The sequence below is a fragment of the Gilvimarinus gilvus genome, from assembly GCF_030518155.1.
GTDB classification, from domain to species: domain Bacteria; phylum Pseudomonadota; class Gammaproteobacteria; order Pseudomonadales; family Cellvibrionaceae; genus Gilvimarinus; species Gilvimarinus gilvus.
Map to the genome: position 1 here is coordinate 1 of NZ_JAULRU010000426.1, position 397 is coordinate 397.

At 62.2% G+C, this 397-nt stretch carries 1 pseudogene; it reads right to left on the reverse strand.

Annotated features, from left to right (window positions below):
- Positions 1-397: pseudogene (locus QWI17_RS08330) on the reverse strand (NADP-specific glutamate dehydrogenase); the annotation flags it as partial.

Sequence of the window (397 nt, forward strand, 5' to 3'; positions counted from 1 at the left end):
AATTGACCCGGCCATCCGCCTCTTCACCATAATGCACGCAAGCATGGTGGATCGATTGCATGATGTTGTGCAGCTTGCTGTCCACTTCGCCGGCAGTCCACAGCAGGCGCATGGCATTCTGCGACATTTCCAGGCCAGACACGGCCACACCGCCGGCGTTGGATGCTTTGCCCGGGGCATAGAGGATGCCGGCTTCCAGGAAGATATCCACCGCTTCCAGGGTGGTCGGCATGTTGGCGCCTTCGGCCACGCAGATACAGCCGTTGGCCAGCAAGGTACGGGCGTCTTCGGCGCCCAGTTCATTCTGCGTGGCGCATGGCAAGGCGATGTCGCATGCCAGGCTCCAAGGGGTCTGGCCCTTGCGGAACTCCAGGCCGAACTGCTCGGCCAGCTCGCT